Here is an 18,446-nt window from a genome sequence, read left to right as displayed (position 1 = left end):
GAGCCCACCCGACCCGGGCATGACGACGCGCAGCCGCTCTCAGCGAGAGTCGCCGGGTCGGGCGATGCTCACGTGCACGTGGTCGTAGTGCCCGCCCACCACTCCCGAGCCGCCGGTGTAGGTGCGCCACCCCTCGGTGCGCCGCGGCCAGGTCCAGATCTTCCCGTACCAGATCACCTCTTGGACCTTCAGCGGCCCGGCGTTGGCGACGAGGAAGTTCGCGGCCCGCTGGAGCTGGTCCTTGTCGATCGGCCCCGGCCACTGCCCGGGCGTGTTGCCGGCGTAGCAGTCCCCGGCGTTGCCGCTGTAGTGGTAGCTGCCCTCCGAGTGACCGTAGTCGGGGTCGAAGTTGCCGTGGTGGCACGACGTGAGGGCCGGGCGGTTGTCGCGCAGCACGTTGATGGTCCACCTGGCACGATCCGTGTAGCCGGTGCGCACCGAGCTGGCCGGGTAGGGGTTCGTCGCCACCGCGAGGGCCAGGCTCGGCGCCGTCTCGGCAGCGACTGTGGACTCGCCCGCCAGCGTCGGTGCCGCCATCGCCCCGACCATGCTCACCGCCGCCAGTGGCAGGGCCACGATCCGTGTCTTCCAGCTCATGCGCCTTCTCCTTCGCGAAGTCTCTCGGCCCGGGTGGGGATCCACCCGGTGGCCCCCCTTTCGTGGAGGCAGACCGAGAGTTGCGTGAGTGCCTAACTGACGACTAACAACCGAGCGCGCCGCCGCCCATGCGCTCGGTTAGCGGCTTGTTAGGCGGTTTCGCGAACGTCGACCCGACGGGTCGCCAGCCAGCGGCTCCTCCAGCCCTCACACCCACGAACGGACAGGTGCCGCCATGAAGAACGCACTGAGCTCATCCCTCCCCCGGCGGGGCTTCCTCAGCCTCGGACTCGCCACCGGAGTCACCATGGCCCTGGCCACCAAGGCCGACGCGGCCTCGGTCGGCTACTCCTACCAGCTGCAGGCAACTCAGTCCTGGTGCTCGGCGGCCAGCTCACGCATCGCGCTCACGGCCCGCGACCGCTTCCCGACCCAGGCGTCGCTCGCCAACTCGCTCGGTCTCGAGGGCGGCTCCGGCCTCCAGGACCCGTATGCCATCGCACGGGTCCTCAACAACAGGCTCGGCATCGCGGACCGGACGCAGCGCTACTACTTCCGGCAGCCGGCCGCCGGCACCCTCAAGACCGCGCTCCGGTCACGGGTCGTGCGGAGCATCGACGCCGGTTACCCGGTCGTCATCAACATGGAGTGGGTCGACGGGGACCACTTCGACGCCGGTCACTACATCGCCATCGTCGGCTACGGCGCCGGCACCTACAAGATCGCCGACCCGTTCCGCTCCTCCCGCAACGGCGTGTGGCGCAATGACGACGACATCGTCGCCTGGAACAAGCTCAACCGCTTCACGGCCTACGGCGCCTGAGCACCGGGGCGGGCCGCAACCAACCCGCGGCACCGCCCACCACCTCACTGACCACCGTCCACGCAGCACCACCCACCGATCACACCGACCAAGGAGAGAGATGTCCTTCACCACCGCGGCCCGCAGCCTCACGGCCGCAGCCCTCGTCGCCGGCGCCGCCGCCGCCATGATGCCCGCCACGGCGTCCGCCGCCGAGGCGCGCGACTCGTCCGCGAGCGCCGTCCAGATGCTTGCCGTCCACCCGATGGTGTCGCACGCCCGTGCCTACATCGGCCAGTCGGGCGGACAGTGCAAGGAGTTCGTCCAGCGGATCCACAACGAGGTCTACGTCAGGGATCTCGGCCCCAACTACTGGGGCGCCTACGTCGACGCCGGCTACCACCGCATCAGCAAGGCGGAGGTGCGCGCCGGCGACATCATCCAGGAGACCGATGCCGCCACGCATACGCGCGGCATCCACACCGCGATCGTCAGCGGCAACCCGGACGGGCCCACGATCCGGGTCGTCGACTCCAACTGGGTGGGCTACGAGCGGGTGGGCGAGCACACCTACGACCCGACCGCGCACGCCCAGAGCAAGGGTGGGGTCGCCTACTACTGGCGCAAGGGCTGAGCCGACCCCGGCGACGTCGCGTCGGCCCGCGGCTGCACCCCCGTGCCGGCGACACCAGCGAGGCCACTGCGCCCAGACTCCCTCCCGCAGGGGTGGAGGGAGCCTGGGCGCAGTGACGTCGTGGCCGCGTCGTCAGGTATCAATGGAGGGTGCAGTTTCGGGTACTCGGACCGGTGGAGGTCGAGGACGACGGGCAGCTCGTGCCTCTCGGGAGTGCACGGGAGCGGCTCGTTCTCGCCATGCTGCTGCTCAACGCCGACCGCCTGGTCTCCACGGAACGCTTCATCGCCACCCTCTGGGACACGCCCCCGGAGACCGCCCGACAGCAGCTCCAGAACCTCATCGCCGCCCTCAGACGACGACTCGGGACCCGCGACCCCGGCCTGCTGGTCACCCGGCCGCTCGGCTACCAGCTGCACCTCGGCGCTCACTCCCTCGACCATCTCGACTTCCGCAGACACGCCGACGACGCCGTCGCTGCGTGCGACGACGGTGATCTCGAGGCGGGCCGTGCACTCCTCGCTGATGCCCTCTCGTGCTGGCGGGGTGCAGCCCTCGAGGACGTCGCCCGGTGTGACGACCTGCCGTGGCGCACCGGGCTCGAGGTCGAGCGCCGCGCCGTGCTCGACCTCATGGTGGACGTGCTCCAGCGTCTCGGGCGGCCGGACGACGTGCTGGCCGCCGTCGCGGAGCCGCTGGAGGTGGACCCCTTCGACGAACGCCTGCAGGCTCAGCGGCTGCAGGCGCTGGCCGCCTCGGGCCGCCGGGCAGAGGCGCTGGCGGCCTTTCGCGCGCTGCGCCGCGCTTTCGTCGACGACCTGGGCGTGCCACCCGGTGCCGAGCTGATCGACCTCCACGCTCGCATCCTCGATGGCCGTGCCTGGCCCAGACCGGAGCACGCGGGATCGCCCTCGACCACCCTGGTGCCACGAGAGGCGCCCGCGCGGACCTGGGCCCTGACCGGCAGAACCACGGCAGTCGAGGCCGTCACCAGCGCAGCCCTGCAGAGCGGCCCACCCGTCGTCGTGATCGCCGGCCCCGGCGGCTCGGGCAAGACGTCGGTCGCGGTCGATGCCGCCCACCGCCTCGAACGCCACTTCCCGGACGGGACCCTGTGGGTGCGTCTCGGTACGGGGTCGCCCGCGAGCACGGCCGAGGCGCTCGCGCGCCTGATCCGTTCGCTGGGCGTGGCGCCCGACCAGGTGCCGACCGACGAGGACGACAGGATCGCGCTCTACCGCTCGGTTGTCAGCGGACGTCGCGTGCTGGTCGTGCTCGACGACGCGACCTCCGAGGCGCAGGTCCGCCCTCTGCTGCCGACGACGCCCGGCAGCTGCACCCTCGTCACGTCACGCCGCAAGCTGTCCGCTCTCGCCGGTGCGGTTCGCGTGCCGGTCCCCGCCCTGGATCCGACCGACTCCCGTCGCCTGCTCGCCACCCTGACCGGACAGGCCCGCGCCGACGCCGAGCCGTCCGAGCTGAGCCGGGTCGCAGACCTGTGCGGTCACCTCCCGCTGGCGCTCATGGTGGTCGGGGCCAGGCTCGCCGCCAACGACTCGCTCACGCTGGCCGACATCCGGGTGCGCCTCGAGCGGCAGCACGCACGACTCGACGAGCTGTCCACGGGTGACATCGACGTCCGCGCGAGCATCCTCACCTCGGTCGAGTCGCTGTCCGACCGGGCGAGAGCGCTCTTCCAGAGGTTGGCCCTGACCCCCACCCCCGAGTGGGCGGGGTGGGTCGCCGAGTCCCTCTCGGGTCTCGACTCCTGGGGCCGGGACCTCGACGAGCTCGTCGACCGTCACCTCGTCGAGCCGGTGGGCCGTGACGCGGCCGGCCAGCCGCGCTTCCGGATGCATGGACTCGTCACCGTCGTCGCCGTCGAGCTCCAGTCGCAAGCCCTGCACGGACTCGACGACGAGAGCGGCGAGCGACTCCTGGCGGAGTGGCTGTCACGCGCCCTGGTGGCCGAGCAGCGGCTCTCCGCCCCGGGCCTCGACCAGGGCGCCTCTGGCCCATCGCCGACTCGCACACGTCACGCCGGCCAGGCCAACACCGTGCGCCCCCGTGACTGGTTCGAGGTCGAGCGAGACAACCTGGTGGCGACGTGCGTCGCCCACCATCCGCGTGGTGCCGCCGCTGCGGCGATGCGGGCCCGGTTGGCGCTCGCGACCGCTCCGTTCCTGCGCACTCGCGCCTACGACGACGACCGCGAGCGGATCCTGCGCGAGACCCTGGCCGCGCTGCCGTCGACAGAGACAGAGCTCGAAGGATCCCTGCTGGCAGCGCTGTTCGCCGTGCAGGCACAACGCCTCCACCATGCCGAGCTGCCTGCCCTCGCTGCGCGTCAGCTGGCTCTCGCCCGGCGCACCGGCGATCGCCCGCGGGAGTTCACGGCGCTCCTGCAGTCGGGATGGGTGGCGCAGACGGCACACCGCGTCGACGACGCCGTGGGCTGCTACGAGGAAGCCGGCCGGCTGGCGATCGAGCTGGACGACCACCACGGTCACCTGCGCGCCCTGGGCGCCACCGGGGTCGCGCTGCGCAACGCGGGACGCGCCGGCGACGCCGACCCGCTGCTCGCCCGCACGGTGGACGACGTGCGCGCGTCGGGGCAGGCCCGAGACACCTGCATCTGGCTCGTCACGCGGGCCGAGGGCCTGATCGACCTGGGCGCGGTCGACGTGGCCGATGAGCTGCTGGACGAGGCGAGCGACATCGCCGCAGAGCTGGGGGACGAGCTGGGCCTGGCGCACTGTCGGATGGCACGCGCTGCGGCGCTGGTCGTTCGCGGCGCCCCCGGAGCTGCCGACGAGGTGCTGGCCCTGGCTCGGCCGGTCCTCGACACCCACGCGCCAGGCGGCTGCGAGCCGGAGGTGCTGCGCGTGGACGCCGACATCGCCGTCCTCAGGCAGGACCAGGCGCGCGCCTCCGAGGCGCTGGCCCGCAGTGTGGAGATCTGGCGTGGACGCGGCGACACCCTCGAGCTGGCCCGGGACCTGGCGCGACTGTCCCTGCTCGGCGATGGCCCAGGGGACGCGGCCGACCCCGGGTCCCCGTCGTCCGCATCACGCAGTCACCAGTCGCCCGGCGACGCGGACCACGAGGCGCAGCAGATCCTCGGCGACCTCCGTCTGGACAGCAGGGCACTGCGCCTCCCGCCCGGACTCTATGACGACCGTTGAACTCCCTCGGCGAAACAGGTCGAGTCAGCCCCCTCACGACCCTCCGCGCGGGGTACCTTCTCCTCGGCTGCAGTCGACAGGGGCGCGCAGCACACAGAAGGGGAACAGCCACATGAAGACAGTCATTCGGGTCGTCGCGGCGACCATCACAGCGGTCGCCATCTCCGCCATGGGGACGAGCGCCCACGCCGCTCCGACCGCATGGTGCATGGGCAAGCCGCCGGCAGTGAACGGCACCTGCCACGGCTGAGGTGTGAACGCACGGGGGCCGCAGCACTGTCGCTGCGGCCCCGGCTGTCGCTTCCGGACTCCGTCGGCCGGAGTCAGTCCCGCGGACCGTCGACGGGCACAGCCCCGTCGGGCGTGGGCACTCCCGGTCCGCCGGCGGGTCCCGGCGCGCCGCCGCCGACGGCAGCCATCTCCGGTATGCCGTCCGGCGGGCTTCCCTCGCCGCCCTCCCCCGGCGACGGGGTGCGTGCTGCGGGAGCACCCTGACCCGGCTCCTCGTCGAGGTCGGCTGCGGCACCCGCGAACTGGGCGGCATACAGGGTGGCGTAGGCGCCCCCACGTGCGAGCAGCTCGTCGTGCGAGCCCTGCTCGACGATGCGCCCCTCCTCCATGACGAGGATGAGGTCGGCGTCACGGATCGTTGACAGGCGGTGCGCGATGACGAAGCTCGTGCGGTCGGAGCGCAGGGCGGCCATGGCGTGCTGCACGAGCAGCTCGGTGCGCGTGTCGACCGAGCTCGTCGCCTCGTCGAGGATGAGCAGCGCCGGGTCGGAGAGGAAGGCCCGGGCGATGGTGACGAGCTGCTTCTCGCCGGCCGAGATGTTGGAGGCCTCGTCGTCGAGCACGGTGTCGTAGCCGTCGGGCAGCGAGTGCACGAAGCGGTCGACGTAGGTCGCGCGGGCGGCCTCGAGCACCTCCGCCTCCGTCGCCCCGGGGCGGCCGTAGGCGATGTTGTCGCGGATCGTGCCTCCGAAGAGCCAGGTGTCCTGCAGCACCATGCCGATGCGCGCGCGGAGGTCGTGCCGCGTGAGGTGGCGGATGTCGACGCCGTCGAGCGTGATGCGGCCGGAGTCGAGCTCGTAGAACCGCATGATGAGGTTGACCAGCGTCGTCTTGCCGGCGCCCGTGGGCCCGACGATCGCCACGGTCTGACCCGGGCTGACCGACAGGTCGAGGTGCTCGATGAGCGGCTTCTCGGGCACGTAGGAGAACGACACGTCCTCGAAGGCGACGGCACCGTGCGGGTCGTCGATGCGCACCGGGGAGGCGTGCTCGGCCTCCTGCTCGGGCGCGTCGAGCACCTCGAAGACCCGCTCCGCCGACGCAACCCCCGACTGCAGCACGTTGGCCATGGAGGCGACCTGCGTCAGCGGCTGGGTGAACTGGCGGGAGTACTGGATGAAGGCCTGCACGTCACCGAGGCTCATCGTGCCGCTCGCGACGCGGAGACCACCGACGACGGCGATGGCGACGTAGTTGAGGTTCCCGACGAACATCATGACCGGCATGATGATGCCGCTGATGAACTGCGCCCCGTAGGCCGCCTCGAAGAGCTCGTCGTTCTTCACCTTGAAGTTGGCGGCCGTCTCCTTCTGGCGGCCGTAGACCTTGACGAGGCCGTGGCCGGTGAAGGTTTCCTCGACGATGCCGTTGAGCTCGCCGGTGTTGCGCCACTGCTGCACGAAGAGCTTCTGCGATCGCTTCGCGATGACGGCGGTGACGGCGATCGAGATCGGGATGCTGACGAGGGCGATGAGCGCGAGCGACCACGAGATCCAGAACATGATGCCGAGCACCGCGATGACGGTGAGCAGCGAGTTGAGTAGCTGCGAGAGCGTCTGCTGCAGCGACTGCCCGACGTTGTCGATGTCGTTGGTGACACGGCTGAGGATCTCGCCGCGCGGCTGGTTGTCGAAGTAGGGCAGGGGCAGCTTGTTGAGCTTGGCCTCGACCTCCTGGCGCAGGTCGTACATCGTCTGCGCGAGCACGCCCTGCAGGATCCACCCCTGGATCCACATGAGGAGCGAGGCGGCCACGAAGAGTGCCGTCACGAGCAGCAGCACGCCGGCGACGGCGGTGAAGTCGATGCCCTGACCCGGCACGAAGTCGACGTTGCTCAGCAGGTCGGCATACCCGTCCTGCCCCGTGGCCCGCAGCCCCTCGATGACCTGCTCCTTGGTGGCACCGGCGGGCATCTGCCCGCCGATGACCCCGGCGAAGATGAGGTCGGTGGCGCGGCCGAGGATCTTGGGACCGATCGAGCTGAGCGCGACGCTGACGACGGCGAAGACGAGCACGACGGCCACCTTGAAGCGGTGCGGCCGCAGCCGACCGAGCAGGCGCTTGGCCGACGGCCCGAAGTTGAGCGACTTCTCGGTGGGCTGGCCCATCGCCATGTGCGGCGGACCGCCGCGCCGGGCCGGCCCGCGACGTGCCTCGGCGGCCTTCTCCTCCGTGGTCTTGACTCCCTCGGACATCAGGCCGCCACCTCCGCACTGCGCTGGGACTCGACGATCTCCTGGTAGGTCTCACAGGTGTCGAGAAGCTCTTCGTGGGTGCCCTGACCGACGATCCGGCCGTCTTCGAGCACGATGACGTGGTCGGCGTCGACGATGGTCGAGACCCGCTGGGCGACGATCACGACCGTGCTGTGGGCCGTGGCGGGGCGCAGCGCGCGCCGCAGCCGCGCGTCCGTCGACAGGTCGAGCGCCGAGAACGAGTCGTCGAAGAGGTAGATGTCGGGCCGCTTGACGATGGCCCGCGCGATCGCGAGGCGCTGGCGCTGGCCGCCGGACACGTTGGTGCCGCCCTGGGCGATCGGCGACTCGAGGCCGCCCATGGCCTGGACGAACTCCTCGGCCTGGGCGATGCGCAGGGCGTCCCACAGCTCCGCCTCGGTCGCCTCGGGGTTGCCGTAGCGCAGGTTGCTCGCGACCGTGCCGCTGAAGAGGTAGGGCTTCTGCGGCACCAGGCCGATCCTGCCCCACAGGTCGTCGAGCTCGAGGTCGCGCACGTCGACGCCACCCACCGCGACGGTGCCGCTCGAAGCGTCGAAGAGGCGCGGCACGAGCCCGATCAGGGTCGTCTTGCCGGATCCAGTGGAGCCGATGATCGCCGTCATGCGCCCCGGCGCGGCGGTGAACGTCACGTCGTGCAGCACGGCGGCCTCGGCACCGGGGTAGTGGAAGTCGACTGCGGTGAAGGACAGCGCGGCGGCCCCGGCGGGCAGCGGCACCGGGCTGGTGGACTCGACGACGGTCGACTCGGTGTCGAGCACCTCCTGCAGGCGCCCCGCCGAGACCGACGCGCGGGGGATCATCGTGGCCATGAAGGTCGCCATCATGACCGCCATGAGGATCTGCACGAGGTAGGACAGGAAGGCCGTCAGCTCGCCGATCTGCATGTCACCCGATGCGATCCGGTGACCGCCGAACCACATGACGGCGACCGTCGACAGGTTGAAGATCAGCATGACGATCGGGAAGACGAGGGCCATGAGGCGCCCGACCTGCAGGCCGGCGTTGGTGAGGTCGCCGTTGGCCTCGGCAAAACGGGCCTCCTCGTGCTCCTCACGGACGAAGGCGCGCACGACGCGGATGCCGGTGATCTGCTCGCGCATGACGCGGTTGACGCCGTCGAGCGAGGTCTGCATGCGGCCGAACCACGGCACCATGCGCGAGATGACGAGCCCGACACAGAGGCCGAGCAGCGGCACGGCGACTGCGACGAGCCACGACAGCCCGACGTCCTCGCGCAGCGCCATGATGATGCCGCCGATCATCATGATCGGCGTGGTGACGAGCAGCGCGAAGGCCATGAAGGCCACCATCTGCACCTGGGTGACGTCGTTGGTGTTGCGCGAGATGAGGGTCGGTGCCCCGAAGCGCGTCACCTCCTGGGCGGAGAAGCCGACGACGGTGCCGAAGACGTTGCCGCGGATGTCGCGGCCCATCCCCATGGCCACCTTGGCCGAGAAGTAGGTCGCCGCGACCGACGCGATGATCTGCACGAGGCTGACGACGAGCATGATCGCGCCGTGGCTCAGGATGAAGGTGGTGTCGCCCTTGGCGACCCCCTGGTCGATGATCTGCCCGTTGAGGCTGGGCAGGTAGAGCGAGGCCATCGTGCTGACGAACTGGGCGATGACGATGAGCACGATCTGCCCCCGGTAGGGGAGCAGATGGGTGCGGAGCAGCCGCATCAGCATGAGGGCGCCTTTCGTCGGGGTAACGCCAAGGAGGCTAGGGACTCACGCAGGGTGAGGGTCAACTGGTTTGTCACGCCGGACCTCCACCACGGGCGTATGCCGTCCGGCTGGGCGGGGCGTCAGGCAGGGGGCGCGCGAGCGCCTCGGGGTCGCCGCCGAGCTGCGCATAGAGCTCTTCGATGCCCAGACCGCTCTCGGCCCCGTGCGGCCGGCACACGAGTCCGAAGAGGATGGTGTCGACGATCTCCTCGGGTGTCAGCACCTTCCCGTCGGCGATGCCCGGGTGGCTGCCCGAGAAGGTCAGCAGTCGCAGCCGGTGCACGAGATCGGCCGCAGGGACGACGAGGTGGTCCTCGTCGTGGACGAGCAGCTCGTGGATCGCGTCGAGCAGCGGCTGGTGGGCGGCGTGCCCGTCCTCCTCGTCGGCGAGCCCGCGCAGGTGGCGGCCGGCCTCGAAGCAGGCGAGGTGGGGGCCACGGTTGGGCGGCTCGGTGAGCCCGAGGGCCGCCATCAGCCCGAAGACCTCGGTGAAGCGCGCCTGCATGATCCTCGTGAAGTCCACGAGCCGGTCGCGCAGGGTGCCCTCGGGGTCGATGGCCGCAATGCGCCGTCGCACCGGGGCCGGGCAGAACGCCGCCTGCACGGCCTCGCGCTCGAGGGCCTCCTTGGTCGCGAAGACGCGGAAGATCGTGCCCTCCGCGACGCCTGCCTCCTGCGCGATCTCGCTCGTCGTCGGCTTGCGCCCCTCGCGGTGGGCGAGCTCGACGAACACGTCGACGAGGGCGTCTCGTCGGTCGTCGCGGCTCATCGGGGCGGCTCGTCCGGAGCGCTCTCGCTGCTCGCCGCGGTCAACTCGTGCTGGCACGCCCACCATCATGAATGAGTGAGCGCTCACTCACAAGTTGCTTGCCCAGCCGTACTCCAGAAAGTCGGTGGCCGAGGTCCGGGCAGGCCTGCGGCTTCCCGGCTGGACGTGAGGAGAGTGCGGCCTACGCGTCGAAAGCCCAGAGGGCGACGTAGGTCCCGCCCGTGGCGAGGAGGTTGCGGCCCGGACGGAAGGCCACGGCCACCACGCGCCCGCTCCCGATATCTGCAATCTGCATCTGGTTCACACCCGTGGCGGCGTTCCACACCCCGATCAGTCCGCCCGCTCCACCTGTGCCGAGCCATCTCCCGTCCGCGCTGAAGGCGACCGCATCGATGGCGGCTGCCTGCTGGATGCGATAGCGCTGCCGCCCGTTTCGGGGGTTCCACACCCGAGCGCTCTTCGACGAGTCCGCCGTGGCGATGGCGCTCCCGTCAGGGCTGAACGCGACCGCGATGACGGGCTGATCCGTGGAGGGGACGCCATGCGGCCCACCGATGACGGCCTGGGGCATGCCGGTGGCGGAGTCCCACAGGCGCAGGCAGTGGTCGTCGCCGCCGGTGGCCACCTGACTCCCGTCAGGGCTGAAGGCCGCGCAGAGGACCGCTTCCTCGTGCTCCATGGTGAAGAGCAGCTCACCTGACGTCGCTCCCCACACCCGCGCCAGCTTGTCCCCGCACGCAGTCACGAGTCTCTTCCCGTCCGGGCTGAAGGAGACGTCGAGGACCGAAGGCGAAGGGTGCTCCAGCTGGTGGAGCAGTCGCTTCGTGGCGAGGTCCCAGACCATCGCGGAGCCGGTGCTTGTACCCGCGACGACCAGTGTGCCTCCCGGGCTCAAGGCGCAGGACCTCGCCGCCGTCAACCACGCACCCACCTTGAAGGAGGCCAAGAGGGTGAAGTCGGAGTCGTAGACCTTCATCTTCGACGAGTTCCCAGCGACGCAGAGCCTGGCGCCGTCCGAGCTCCAGCTGAGCGCCCAGATGGTCGACGTCCAGTAGCTGATCGTCCGGAGCGGTTTGGGCTCCGCGTCGCCGTGCGCCCGGGAAGCGACCGCCGCGTCAGCGATTGGCCGGTCACTCTGCGGCTCGACTGACGCCACGGGGGCGGGTGCAGCCATGGACTGCTCCCCCCGGCTGATGACCTGCCTGAGCGACGCCGCAAACGCCTCGAGGAGTCGCTGGCGCGCCGGGTCGGGAATGGCCGCGTGCTCGACCGGAGGGGTGATGAGCGCCAACGCCTCACGAGCGCGAGTGGCGATGCCGTCCGGGTCCGCTGCGTGCACATCCAGCGCCTCGAGGTCGGCGTTCGCCTCGAGGACGGCCTGCCAGTTGCCGGCCTCGGAGTGATACCTGAGCTCGTCGCCGAGGTCGGCGATCTGCTGAGCCTTCTGACAGGCGCGACCACGCTCGGCCGCGTCGCGGTAGGACGGGTCGACATCGGTGATCTCGGAGAAGCCCAGTGTCGCGTTCAGCCAGTCGCCCGACTGCTGTGCCGCGAAGGCCCGCTCGTACGCCTGACGGAGCTCGAGCTGCTGGGCAGCGTCGCTCCTGCGTGCCGCGGTGTCGAGGTAGGTGGGGTCGAGCGACAGCAGCTCGTCGAAGAGACCGATGGCACGTTCGTAGTTCTGCGCCCTCTGCTCGAACCGGGCGGCCAGGTACATCGCATGCAGCTGCGCGGGCGGGGGCCGTTCGGCGCGGGCCGGGGCCGCCCTGCCGTCGGCAGCGTGAGGTGGCGCAGTCGGCGCGCCCTGGCCGGGGCGCGCGTCCGACGGGGGGTGGAGGTCGAACAGCCGTGCGTTGTCTCCGCGGAGGTAGAGCACGGGGGTCACCCACTCCAGGCTTCGCGGAGTCCCGAGGATCTCGATCCGGCCTGCCCTGATCGAGGCCGCAAGGTCACGTCCGTTGGCGAGTGCGGTGTAGAAGCCGCGGGCGAACCTGACCGCAGCAGCGTCGCTGATCGTGAACTGCATCGCGGCGACGGCGCAGATGCCACTGCGGACCAGCGCGGCGGCGGTGCCCGAGAAGAGGTCCCTCGTGCCCTCCTCGCCTGAAGAGCACGAGTTGAGCACCACCAGTCGCGGGGTGGGCTCGGCCTCCCCGAGGAGGGTGGCCAGCCGCTCGGCGTCCACCAGGTCCCTGCGACCGTCCGGGCCCACCAGCGCGATCACGCCCTGTTGGGTGCCCGCGTCGTAGTCACCGTGCCCGATGAAGTGCAGGACGTGCCACGGGCCGGAGAGCAGCATGTCGTGGACCCGGTCCCAGGTTGCCTGCTGGAGCCAGTGGAGCTCGATGCGACCTTCCGCCACCGGTCTGGCCAGGGCCGCCGCGAGATGTGACTGCTCTCCGTCGAGGTCCAGGCTCGGCAGGTCGCGGGGTGAGGAGCTCAGACCCAGGATCCGCAAGGGGGGCGTGACCTCGAGGGGCTCCACGCTGTATGGCGCCGGCACGTGCCGCACGAGCGGTTCACGCATGCAGGTGTAGGAGCGCGTCTCGGGGTCCCACAACGCCTCCCAAGGTAGCGCTGCGAGCTCGGGAGCATTGAGCCTCAGGATGATCCGCAGATGCTCATCGTTCTGACGGGCCACCATCATGCTGGCCCTGTAGACGCTGTTGATCGTGCCCCGGAACACCGCATCGAACAGTTGCTGGCCGACGGCCCGCAAGTGCTCCTCCTCGACCGGCATCAGTCTCCGCGCCGAGACGGTGGACAGGAGAACGGCGTTCTCCAGCGCGTCTCGACCGGCCAGCAGGTGATCCACGTCAAGCGTCGTGACCGTCGAGGGCTCTCCACCGGATGCCGCCCGCAGGACACGCACGACGTACTCCCCGTGGGTGCTCCCGGGGGCAATCTCGAGCTCGATCTCGCTGGCCATGGTCCTCTCCGCAAGAGGCAACCGACGTCGACCCGTCTGGCGGAGCCTCGAGTCGATCCCTGCCGGACGGCGCCCCGATCTTCAGAGTAGGGCGCCCGAGCGTCGATGGGCGCCGGACCGCGAAACCGCGGAAAACGGTCGCAAAGGGGCAGGTCGATACCTTCGGCCGAAGCGGCGGGCGCCTGTCGTCAGCGCAGCAGGCCGTCGGCGACGAGGTCGCGCAGCTGGGGCACCATCTCAGCCCGCACCGCCTGCGCCTCGAGGTCGAGGAGCGACGCGATCGCGTCGAGCGCAGCCCGCGCCGTGAGCTCGCCATCGGCCACGCCGAGGTATGCCGCGAGCACCGTGCCAGCGCGCACCACCCGCCCCAGCCCGCCGCCCTGGCGCACGAGGATGACACTCGGGTCGTCGGCACCGGGCCGCCCGTGGCGCTCCTCGGTGACGTCGGGCGCGCAGGACCACGCGACGCCCAGCACCTCGTCGTCGGAGTGCTCGGCGAGCCACGTGCGGGCGCGGAGCCCGGCGTCGACCGTCGGTCCCATCGGCGCGGCCACCGGCCCGACAGCCTCGTCGAGCGAGCGCCAGGTCGGCCGGTCGCTCAGGGGTCGCTGCAGGGTGACGACGCCGAAGCCGATCGCCTCGATGTCGCGGGCGGCGAAGTCGGCCAGCCACGCGGCATACATCCTCGAGTGGTCGGGGCTGCCGGGCAGGGAGCCGCCGTCGCGCGACCAGAGCTCGGCATACTCCGCCGGGTCCTGCGACTCGCGCTGCACGACCCAGGCGTCGAGCGCCACGCCCTCACGGGCCTGCTCGTCGAGCCACTCCGACCAGACCTCGCGCCACGTGCGGCCGGCGGGCACCTCCCAGTTGCCGAGGAACTGGGCGACCCCTCCCGGCTCGAGCACCGTGCCGACCTGGCGCACCAGCGCGCGCACGATGGCATCCCCGGCGCGCCCGCCGTCGCGATACTCATAGAGCGGCATGTCGTCGGTGCGCGGCGTGATGACGAAGGGCGGATTGCTCACGACGAGCGAGAACGTCTCTCCCGCAACAGGTTCGAGCAGATCTCCCTGCCGCAGGTCCAGCTCGATGCCGGCGAGCGCACCGGTGAAGGCGGAATACGCCAGGGCCCGCTCGGAGATGTCGGTCGCGACGATGGCGTCGCAGTGCGACGCGAGGTGCAGCGCCTGCACGCCGCTGCCGGTGCCGAGGTCGAGCGCGCGGGCGGCCGGTCGGCGGATCGTCCACGAGGCCAGCGTCGTCGACGCGCCGCCGATGCCGAGCACGTGGTCGGGACGCAGCGTCTGCCCGGTCGCGACCTCGGAGAGGTCAGACGCCACCCACCACTCGTGGGCGTCGTCGGCGTAGGGACGCAGGTCGCAGGTCGCGCTGACGGTGTCGCCCGGAGCGTCCTCGACGAGGCCGAGCGCCCGCGCACCGTCGAGGCCGAGGGACGGCAGCGCAGCCGAGAGCGCGCCGGACGGCACGGGGCGGCCGAGGGTGAGCAACCGCACGAGCACGGCGCACGGGTCGTCGGCGCCGTCCGTCGCGAGCAGCGCCGGCAGGGCCTGCTCACGGTGCAGCGCCGCGGACGCGACGGGGCCGAGTCGCTCGGCGATGCCGTCGAGGGTGAAGCCGGCCGCCACGAGGTCGGCACGCAGCAGGCCGATCAGGTCGACATCGAGCACCGGCGCGGTGGCTCCGGTCAGGGCGTCAGGTCCCGGGCTCGGCTGCACGCCGGTCCGTCAGGACGTCTCGGCGGGCGCGACGCCGGCGGCGAGGGCGCTCTCGACGTCGGGGTGGATCTCGAAGACCTTGTCGAGACCGGTGATCGCAAAGACCTTGAGCACCCGGTCGTCGGTGCCGACGAGCCGCATCGAGCCGCCCCGCGTGCGGGCGAGCTTGAGGCGCCCCACGAGCACCCCGAGGCCGGTCGAGTCGAGGAAGGTGACGTCGGTGAGGTCGACGACCAGGTCGGTGCGACCGGCCTGGATCTGCTCGTCGAGCTTCTCGCGCACGAGGGGCGCCGTGTAGACGTCGATCTCACCACCGAGGTGGACCACGGTGCGGTCGCCGTGGTCGGCACGGGTGATCGAGAGATCCACCTGTCCGTCCCTTCCCTGGCCGACGTGACTGCCGTCGGAGTGATGTCTGCGTGAAGTGCCTGCGTGAGGCTCCTGCGGTGTGCGCCGGTCGAGCACGCACGAGCCGTCCCCGACCGGCAACTGCGGGGTAACATGCCCCGCTCGACGGTTACCGTACCCCGACGGCATACGGTTGCTCCACATGGACTGCTCGGCCCGCTCCACCCACGCCCCGGCCGCCGCTCCGGCGGCCGGGATGGGTGGTGCGCACGTGGCAGCAGAGTCCCCGCAGCCCGCGCGCCGGCGTGGACACGCACCCGATCCGCACGCGCTCCTGCGCACGCTCGTCGGCGAGCACCCCGAGCGGCTCGTGCACGTGCACGAGGTGCCCGCCCGCACGGCAGCGCTCGACGACTGGCCCGGCTGGGTCGACCCGACGCTGCTCGGGGCACTGCTCGGCTCGGGCATCGACCGCCCGTGGTCGCACCAGGTCGAGGTCGCCGAGGCGGCCCACGCCGGTCGCCACGTCGTCGTCAGCACGGGCACCGCCTCGGGCAAGAGCCTCGGCTACCTCCTGCCGATCCTCAGCGACCTCATGGCCGGGTCCGCCGCCCCCAACGGCCGCGGCGCGACCGCCCTCTACCTCTCCCCCACCAAGGCGCTCGCCGCCGACCAGCTGAGCCGCGTCTCGGGTCTCGCACTGCCCGGCGTGCGGCCCGCCACCTACGACGGCGACACCCCGACCGACGAGCGGCGCTGGATCCGCGACCACGCCAACCTCGTGCTCACCAACCCCGACCTCGTCCACCACTCGCTCCTGCCCCGGCACGACCGGTGGAGCTCGTTCCTGCGGGCGCTGCGCTACGTCGTCGTCGACGAGTGCCACGTCTACAAGGGCGTCTTCGGCGCGCACATCGCCGCCGTCCTGCGCCGGCTGCGTCGCGTGGCGGCCCGCTACAAGGCCTCCCCCACCTTCGTCTTCGCCTCGGCCACCGTGGCCGAGCCCGAGGGTCACGCGGGCCGCCTCCTCGGTATGCCGGTCGCCGCGGTCACGCGTGACGGGTCGCCCCGGGCGCCCATGACGTTTGCCCTCTGGGAGCCCCCACTCGTGCAGGGCGACGACGGTGAGCCGCGGCGGGTCAGCACCATCACCGAGACCGGTGAGCTGCTCGCCGGCTGCGTCCGTGAGCAGGTGCAGACCGTGGCCTTCGCACGCTCACGCGCCGGGGTCGAGGTCGTCGCGTCGGTCGCGAGGGAGAGGGTGCCGGTGAGCGCCGAAGCCGGCATCGCGGCATACCGGGGCGGTTATCTGCCCGAGGAGCGGCGCGAGCTCGAGCGCGCGCTGCGCGGCAAGGAGCTGCTCGGCCTTGCCGCGACCAACGCGCTCGAGCTCGGGGTCGACGTCAGCGGACTCGACGCCGTGCTGCTCGCCGGCTGGCCGGGCACGCTGTCGTCGCTGTGGCAGCAGGCCGGTCGCGCCGGCCGGTCGGGCGGCCGCTCGCTCGCGGTCCTCGTCGCAGCCGACGACCCTCTCGACACCTACCTGGTGCACCACCCCGCCGCGATCTTCGGTCGTGGGGTCGAGGCCACCGTCGTCGACCCCGACAACCCGCACGTGCTCGCGCCGCACCTCGCCGCCGCTGCGGCCGAGCTGCCGCTCACCGAGGCCGACCTCGAGCTCTTCGGCGCCCAGACGCGAGGGCTGCTCGACGCCCTCGTCGCCGCGGGCATCCTGCGCCGGCGACCACGGGGCTGGTTCTGGGCGCGCGAGGACCGCCCCGCCGACCACCTCTCGCTGCGCGGCGCGGGCGAGCCGGTCCGCATCATCGAGACCCGCACCGGGCGCGTCGTCGGCACCGTCGACGAGTCCTCGGCGCACGCGCAGGTGCACACGGGGGCCGTGCACCTGCACCAGGGGCAGACCTGGGTCGTCACCGAGCTCGACCTCGACGACCACGCCGCCTTCGCGGTGCGCGGCGACCCCGGCTGGACGACGCAGGCGCAGTCGGTGAGCGACTTCGACATCGGGCGCGAGATCGAGCACGAGCAGTGGGGACCGCTGCGCTGCTCCTTCGGGCAGGTCACGGTGCGCAGTCAGGTCGTGTCGTTCCTGCGTCGCCTGCCCGGCGGAGAGGTGCTCGGCGAGCACCCCCTCGACCTGCCCGAGCGGAGCCTGTCGACCCGGGCGGTGTGGTGGACGATGCCCGTGGAGGAGCTCGCGGCCGCCGGGGTGGACGAGGCCGGCATACCGGGCGCTGCGCACGCGGCCGAGCACGCGGCGATCGGGCTGCTGCCCCTCTTCGCGACCGCCGACCGGTGGGACATCGGCGGCGTCTCGACCGCCCTGCACCCCGACACCGGCCTGCCGACGATCCTCATCTACGACGGGCACCCGGGTGGCGCGGGCTTCGCCGAGCGTGGCTTCCGGCGGGTGCGTGCGTGGCTCGGCGCGACCCGGGCGGCCATCGCCGCCTGCGAGTGCGCGACCGGCTGCCCCTCGTGCATCCAGTCGCCGAAGTGCGGCAACGGCAACGAGCCGCTCGACAAGGCCGGCGCGATCGCCCTTCTCGACCTCACGCTGCGGCACGCTGGTGAGGCCGATGACCCGCAGAGGAGCTCGTCGTGACGCGCAGCAACAGACCCCCTCGCCATCGAAAGAGCGATCCGTCCGCTCATCGGCGTCCCGAGCACGATCGAAAGAGCACTTCGTCGCCTCACCCGCCCGCTGATCCGCCCGCTGGGCCCCCCGATCGAGAGAGCGATCCGTCGGCTGACCGGCGTCGAGACGTCGTGGGCGAGCTGCGCGAGCAGGCCGAACGGGCCATTCGCCGCGAGCGGGAGGCCCGGTCGACGCCGGAGGTCGTCGTGCGCGGCACCCTGCAGCGCGCGGAGGTCGAGCTGCGGCCGCTCGTCCTCGTCGCCGACGACGGCACGACCTGGGAACTGCTCTTCCCGCCGAGCTGGCAGGTCGAGGTCGAGGAGGGCGCCCGCGTCACGGTGCACGGCGACCGGGCCACCGACGTCATGACGACGACGATGGTGGGCCCGGTGCTGCGGGTCCGCACGCTCTCGGCCGACCGGGACTGACCGACGCCTGCTCGGCCGACGGTCCTCCGACCACACTCTGAGACATAAGCGTGCGTTATTTGACCAGTAACGCCATGCTATTCAAAACTCCCAGTCATCCGATA

The 18,446-nt window shown here is 71.5% G+C and carries 13 protein-coding genes; 6 read left to right on the top strand and 7 right to left on the bottom strand.

The genetic code is table 11. The features are described 5' to 3' along the window. Positions 1–39: 39 nt before the first annotated feature. Entirely contained in the window at positions 40–597 is a 558-nt protein-coding gene (locus LG278_RS04505) for a hypothetical protein (RefSeq protein ID WP_404391359.1), read from the bottom strand. A gap of 235 nt (positions 598–832) precedes the next feature. Between LG278_RS04505 and LG278_RS04500 the strand changes: the two genes are divergently transcribed. The 4 genes from LG278_RS04500 to LG278_RS04485 all read left to right on the top strand — a co-directional run bounded on the left by LG278_RS04500 (position 833) and on the right by LG278_RS04485 (position 5,468). Further along, on the top strand, positions 833–1,420 hold the full coding sequence (locus LG278_RS04500) for a C39 family peptidase (RefSeq protein ID WP_404391357.1): 588 nt from the start codon (positions 833–835) through the stop codon (positions 1,418–1,420). A gap of 100 nt (positions 1,421–1,520) precedes the next feature. Beyond that, positions 1,521–2,033: a CHAP domain-containing protein gene (locus LG278_RS04495; RefSeq protein ID WP_404391355.1), complete on the top strand. Its 513-nt coding sequence runs from the start codon at positions 1,521–1,523 to the stop codon at positions 2,031–2,033. A 149-nt stretch (positions 2,034–2,182) separates the two neighbouring features. Beyond that, the gene (locus LG278_RS04490) at positions 2,183–5,218 is read left to right on the top strand and encodes a BTAD domain-containing putative transcriptional regulator (RefSeq protein ID WP_404391353.1); all 3,036 of its coding nucleotides are present in this window, start codon (positions 2,183–2,185) and stop codon (positions 5,216–5,218) included. A 112-nt stretch (positions 5,219–5,330) separates the two neighbouring features. Continuing rightward, on the top strand, positions 5,331–5,468 hold the full coding sequence (locus LG278_RS04485) for a hypothetical protein (protein WP_404391351.1): 138 nt from the start codon (positions 5,331–5,333) through the stop codon (positions 5,466–5,468). A gap of 73 nt (positions 5,469–5,541) precedes the next feature. On the opposite strand, the gene LG278_RS04480 is transcribed toward LG278_RS04485, so the two are convergent. The 6 genes from LG278_RS04480 to LG278_RS04455 form a co-directional block, all read right to left on the bottom strand. Next, positions 5,542–7,704, bottom strand: a complete 2,163-nt coding sequence (locus tag LG278_RS04480) for an ABC transporter ATP-binding protein (RefSeq protein WP_404391349.1) — start codon at positions 7,702–7,704, stop codon at positions 5,542–5,544. Further along, positions 7,704–9,434, bottom strand: a complete 1,731-nt coding sequence (locus tag LG278_RS04475; protein ID WP_404391347.1) for an ABC transporter ATP-binding protein — start codon at positions 9,432–9,434, stop codon at positions 7,704–7,706. Before LG278_RS04475 ends, LG278_RS04480 begins: the two co-directional genes overlap by 1 nt. Before the next feature lie 70 nt (positions 9,435–9,504). Continuing rightward, positions 9,505–10,299, bottom strand: coding sequence for a TetR/AcrR family transcriptional regulator (locus LG278_RS04470; protein ID WP_404391345.1), 795 nt, complete (start codon positions 10,297–10,299; stop codon positions 9,505–9,507). 124 nt (positions 10,300–10,423) lie between these two features. Beyond that, positions 10,424–13,171, bottom strand: coding sequence for a CHAT domain-containing protein (locus tag LG278_RS04465; protein ID WP_404391343.1), 2,748 nt, complete (start codon positions 13,169–13,171; stop codon positions 10,424–10,426). A 188-nt stretch (positions 13,172–13,359) separates the two neighbouring features. Next, positions 13,360–14,907 carry a methyltransferase gene (locus tag LG278_RS04460; RefSeq protein ID WP_404391341.1) on the bottom strand — a complete coding sequence of 516 codons (1,548 nt, stop codon included), beginning with the start codon at positions 14,905–14,907 and terminating at the stop codon, positions 13,360–13,362. Between the two features lie 9 nt (positions 14,908–14,916). Next, positions 14,917–15,276 carry an anti-sigma factor antagonist gene (locus tag LG278_RS04455; protein ID WP_404391339.1) on the bottom strand — a complete coding sequence of 120 codons (360 nt, stop codon included), beginning with the start codon at positions 15,274–15,276 and terminating at the stop codon, positions 14,917–14,919. 181 nt (positions 15,277–15,457) lie between these two features. Between LG278_RS04455 and LG278_RS04450 the strand changes: the two genes are divergently transcribed. Next, positions 15,458–17,881: a DEAD/DEAH box helicase gene (locus tag LG278_RS04450; protein WP_404391337.1), complete on the top strand. Its 2,424-nt coding sequence runs from the start codon at positions 15,458–15,460 to the stop codon at positions 17,879–17,881. A 164-nt stretch (positions 17,882–18,045) separates the two neighbouring features. Next, the gene (locus LG278_RS04445) at positions 18,046–18,342 is read left to right on the top strand and encodes a hypothetical protein (RefSeq protein ID WP_404391335.1); all 297 of its coding nucleotides are present in this window, start codon (positions 18,046–18,048) and stop codon (positions 18,340–18,342) included. Positions 18,343–18,446: the final 104 nt, after the last annotated feature.

Origin of the sequence: Humibacillus xanthopallidus, assembly GCF_044793955.1 — a bacterium.
Taxonomy (GTDB): domain Bacteria; phylum Actinomycetota; class Actinomycetes; order Actinomycetales; family Dermatophilaceae; genus Humibacillus; species Humibacillus xanthopallidus_C.
Note: the sequence above shows the minus strand (reverse complement) of the source record. Positions and strands in the feature narration are given on the sequence as shown.